Raw genomic sequence first — 5,290 nt, 5'->3', positions numbered from 1 at the left:
CGACTTCACGGCGAGATCGGCATGATCCCGCCCGTCGAGCTCGAGGACACCTACCATCACAACCACCCCGCACCGGCACCCGCCGACGCGGCACTTGCGAGCCTCTAACAAACCCGGGGCGATTCACACACCCCGACCGGCAACCGCTCCCCGTAGAAGGAACCGATGACCGTCTCCATCTCCAAGATGTCCGTCGAGTACTACCTGGAGCAGGTCGCGATCGGCGACGCCGCGGTAGCCGGCACCGGCACCCGCGACCTCACCCGCTACTACACCTCTGCCGGTGCCCCGCCCGGCAGATGGCTCGGTGCCGGCACCGCCGGGCTCGGCATCGATCCCGGCACGCGCGTCACTGCCCAGGCCGCGCGCCGACTCCTCCAGGACTCGGCACACCCCACGACTGGCGAGCCCCTGGGGCGCGCCCCGATCACCGCCCAGCAGGCCCCCGAGGGAGCCAAGACCGCCGCCGGCAAGCCCGCGAAGTCCGACCGGCAGCCTGTCTCCGGATTCGACCTCACGTTCTCCGTGCCGAAGTCCGTCTCGGTGCTGTGGGCCATGGCCGATGAACCGACCAAGGCCGCGATCCATGCTGCCCACCGCGCAGCCGTCGATCAGAGCCTGTCGTGGCTGGACGACCGGGTCATCTAGACCCGAGCCGGACATGCCGGCGTCGCCAAAGTCGCCACCCGCGGACTCGTCGCCACCGCTTTCGACCACGGGGACTCCCGTGCCGGCGACCCGCAGCTGCATACCCATGGCGTCGTCGCCAACCGCATCCAGCGCGCCTCCGACGGAGCCTGGACCACCCTCGACTCCGTCAACCTGCACAAGAACGTCGTCGCCGCCTCCGAGCGATTCAACGGTCTTCTCTTCGACGAGCTCGCCCGCACCATCGGCGCCCAAGCCGAGATCCGCGGCGAGATCACGACCAGCGCCGACGGTCTCCAGCTCACCGACCGCAACGCGCGCATCGAACTGGCAGGCGTCCCGGACGAACTCATCAACGAGTTCTCCACCAGAGCGCGGGCGATCGAGGCCGAAGCCGACCGACTCATCGCTGCTTGGACTGAAGAGCACGGTGCCCGACCATCGGAGGGTGATCTCCTGGACATCCGTCGTCAGGCCACCCTCGCCACCCGCGAGGCCAAGGACCACGACGACCACCGCAGCCTTGAACGCAAGAGCGCCCAGTGGCGCGACCGCGCCTCGGACCTCGGCTTCAACCCGGCCGCAATCGTCTCCCGCACGATCGCCCAGCAGCCGAGCATCACGACCGCTGAGACCATCCAGCCCGACACGATGACCCAGATCGCCCAGCGCGCGATCACGACCGTGTCCGCCCAGCGTGCGACCTTCACCCGCGCCAACGTTCACGCCGAGATCTCCAGGGGCCTCGCCGCCGTGCGGTGCCACACCCCCGAAGATCGAGACCAGCTCCTAGATACCGTCACGGACCTCGCCCTGGACTCCACGGTCCGGCTCACCCCGCACCGCTACCAGTCCCCCGATCAGCACCACCCAGGCCTGTCCTCTGGAACGGACCACGCCTTCAACGACACCGCGGCCTACGCGACCCCCGAACAGCTCGATGCCGAAGCCCGGCTCATCGACGCCGCCACCAACAACCAAGGCCCCGTCATCTCCGACACCACCCGGGCCGAGGCCGTCCTGGACAGCATCACCGTCGGCGACGGGCACTCCCTCGCAGATGATCAGCGCCGAGCCGCATTGAGCATCGCCACAGCTCCTCAATCGGTCAGCGCCCTCATCGGCCCAGCCGGCACCGGCAAGACCACGTCGCTGTCCGCACTGCGCCAAGTCTGGGAAGACCAGCACGGCACAGGCTCGATCGTCGGGCTCGCCCCCTCAGCCGTCGCCGCCTCCGTGCTCAGCAAGGAGATCGACATCCCCACCGACAACGTCACGAAGTGGCTCTGGGAATCCGCCGGCCCCGGCGCCCAACATCGCCAAGAGCAGCTCGACAAGGCCCGAGACGAGATGACCCTCCTTCTCGCCCACCTGGACGACTCACCCTCGGCCGCGCAGCAGAGAACGATGCGCCGCCTCAACGCCACCATCACCCAACTGGAGACCACCCAAGACCGCTACACCATGCGCCCGAACCAGCTCGTCATCGTCGACGAAGCCTCCATGGCCGGCACCCAAGCCCTCGATCAGCTCCGCGACCAGGCACAGCACGCCGGAGCGAAGATCGTTGCCGTCGGAGACCCCGCACAGCTCAGCGCAATCGAAGCCGGCGGAACCCTCGGATGGATCGAACGCCACCAGGACCGACCCGACGTCACCGCCGCCACCCTCAGCAGCGTGTGGCGCTTCAAGAACGACTGGGAGGCCTCCAACTCCCTTGCACTGCGCGAAGGCCAGCACCACGCCATCGACACCCTGATCGAACACGACCGCATCACCGGAGTCGCCGACCCCGACGACGTCGAGACCACGGCCTTCCAGCAGTGGGCCGAAGCTCGCACACAGGGCTCGGCCCTGCTCATCGCCTCCACCAAGGACTCCGTCGACCGCCTCAACGCACAAGCCCAAGCGCTCCTGCGCTCCGAAGGCGAAGTCGACGGCACCCATACCGCCGAGCTGTCAGCCGGTACCGTCGCCGGAGTCGGTGACCGCATCCTCACCCGCCGCAACGAGCGTGCGGTGCTCGACGACCACGGAGAGTTCATCAAGAACGGCGACCTGCTGACTGTGACCCGCGTCCATGCTGACGGGGCGCTGGAAGCCGCCCGCGACAACGGTGCCGCCGTCCATCTGTCGCCCGAGGTCCTCGCCACCACGCAGCTCGGCTACGCCTGCACCGCTCACCGCTCCCAAGGCGCGACCGTCGATCGAGCCATCACCGCCGTCGATCCCTCGACGACGTCGCGAGAGACCTTCTACGTCGGCATGACCCGCGGCCGCTACTCCAACACCGCGGTCCTGCCCATCCCAGACAGCGACGGTCAAGACACTCAGACCGACACCCCGGACCCCTGGAAGATGATCCGGGAGATCACACCCAAGACCGTCCGTGATCAGCTCGTGCGCGTCCTGGACCGCTCCGACACCGACATGACAGCCCACGAAGTCCGCGATCATGCCCACGGTTGGGACGCCGATCTGCCCCGTCTGACCGACGAGCTCCGGTACGCGGGACAGGCGATCGCCACCCGTCAGGCCGTGGAATGGGTCGAACGCTCCCACGGCCCGGAGACAGTCACCTCCTGGGCCAATAGCGAGCACTGGCACGCGATCATCAACGAGATCGCCCGCGGCCACCGCGTCCCCGAAGAACCAGCCCCGGAGACACCCCGCGAGGCCCTGGCCGCAGTCAAGGCCGCAGACCTCCAGCCCCGCTCCACCCGCCACGGCGGCCTGGCGGTCCCCACCTCCGACAACGACGCCGAGACACACACCGTGCGTCAGGTCCTGGACAAGATCTCCGATCGCCTCACCGTCCTGCGAGCCCAGACCCACAACGAGCCCTGGCGCTCCTCCCTGGCCACCGAACCGACACAGCGCATCGACGCCGCCCTGATCGCCCGCCAGGCCTGTGACTGGGACGACCCCGACACCGTCCTGCCCGACACCCCTCCCCAGGACCGTCGAGCAGCCGAGGCATGGCAGAACTTCCACGACTCCGCGACCCAGCCAGACCAGACCACCACACCGGAGCCGACGCCGTTCCCCGACGACCAGCGTCACGTCCACCCCGAGAGCCCCGAAGTCATCGACACGACCACCGGCCCGGAAGGAGCCCACCTCTGACCAGCACCACCTCGGGCAGGTGTCCCATTTGGGACACCTGCCCACCATGTCTAGACACAGCTAACACACAGGATAAGATCAGGGGGTTCCTGGCCCCTCAGCCAGGAACCCCCTGCGGCCCAAGGTCTTACCCCAGATCGATCCATCTGGAGTCCCCCAAGACTGCCTTGGGCACCGCGGAACACTACCACATGCATACGCATAGAGTAGTCGGTGACATGTTCTTCCATGTCACCGGCAGGGTCGGTCGGCGCCTCCCTTGACCGGCCGACCCTCCACTTCCTCGATTCACCGGCCACACGACGGCCCCGCAACCCAGAGATTGCGCCCTAAACCCGCGCGGATGATCACCCCCCTACCCGCGCCACGGCCGTGCTCTTGTGAGACCTGTCACGTTTGTTGCGCCAGGCGTGACAGTTGGTGCATTCTTCAGCATGTACTTACCGAGGCTCTGATGACAGAGCCACGGCCCCGCAGCTCGAGGAGCCTCCGTGACCCACTCCGCCCCCCAGATGCCCCGCAGAACTGCGCTGACCGCGGCAGCCTGGTCCGCGCCCGTCATTGCCCTCACGACTCCTGCTCCTGCCGTGGCTGCATCACCCCGGCCAGGTCTGCAGGGGGTCGTGACGGTACGGAAGTCCTGCAGCACTACCGCCCCTGGCAGTCTGCTGACGATCGACGGCCGCGGGAGCTACCCCGACCGCGGGCTGTGGGTCGAAGGCGCCACCAGCTCCACGACCATCACGTCACCGAGCATCACGCTGTACTTCCCGACCGCTTTGGGAACCCTCGCCTGGCAAGAGATGAACACGAACAGCAACTGGTCCCGCCCAGTCGTGGACACCGCAGTGCCGCAGATCGCGAACCTCACCGCGTACACCATGCGGTACTCTGGCGCCTTCACATACTCCGCAACGAACGCCGTAAAGATCGCCACAGGCCAGCCCTATTTCCAGGCCACCATCAGCTACACCGCCTGCTCGCAATCCCTGACAATACATTCACTGCGTCGGGTAACGATCGACGGCAAGCTGGAAACCATACAACGCGGTCCTCTACTCCTGTAACCCCATCCGTCATATGCACCCGAACACCCCAACGGAAGGACAGACATGGACACCCCGAAAACCGACACCAACACACCGACCGCAGCACCGAGCCCAACGCCCGAACCCACCTCGGCACGCGAAACTCCGTCGGCGACAGCCGAGCCATCGGCAACTGCTACACCCAGCAGCGGCACTGACGCTCCAAATATCACCAACAGCATCCTCATCTGAGCACCACAAACTGAACCACTGCAAGGCAACAAGCCTCGAAATCACTAGTTCAACTAATTACTAGGTGTAGGAGGGCATGACGTTGTTGACTAGAGCCGGTGTGCGTGAGTGAAGCGCCCTGGGTTTGGTTCCGAGCTTCCTGAAGGAGAATCGGATCATGCCCAAGAAGTTCACCCCCGAGTTCCGCGAACGCGCCGTGCGGATGGTCTTCGACCGCCAAGCCACCGAGGGCGGAC

Annotated in this window: 2 protein-coding genes and 1 pseudogene; all 3 read left to right on the top strand. The window is 66.6% G+C overall.

From position 1 onward, the window contains the following. Positions 1-165: 165 nt before the first annotated feature. Positions 166-1,206: pseudogene (mobF, locus tag QSJ40_RS12485) on the top strand (MobF family relaxase); the annotation flags it as partial. Positions 1,207-1,299: 93 nt separating this feature from the next. Then, complete coding sequence (locus QSJ40_RS12480) at positions 1,300-3,774, top strand: ATP-dependent DNA helicase (protein WP_239358782.1); 2,475 nt, start codon at positions 1,300-1,302, stop codon at positions 3,772-3,774. A gap of 491 nt (positions 3,775-4,265) precedes the next feature. After that, positions 4,266-4,841: a hypothetical protein gene (locus QSJ40_RS12475; protein WP_285731316.1), complete on the top strand. Its 576-nt coding sequence runs from the start codon at positions 4,266-4,268 to the stop codon at positions 4,839-4,841. Positions 4,842-5,290: the final 449 nt, after the last annotated feature.

Origin of the sequence: Kocuria sp. NBRC 114282 (assembly GCF_030268385.1) — a bacterium.
Taxonomy (GTDB): Bacteria; Actinomycetota; Actinomycetes; order Actinomycetales; family Micrococcaceae; genus Kocuria; species Kocuria palustris.
This window is presented reverse-complemented; position numbering and strand designations above follow the sequence as displayed.

Excerpts from the sequence above, each read along its gene's own strand:
- QSJ40_RS12480 (WP_239358782.1), top strand. The coding sequence starts at position 1,300 with ATGACCCAGATCGCCCAGCGCGCGATCACGACCGTGTCCGCCCAGCGT.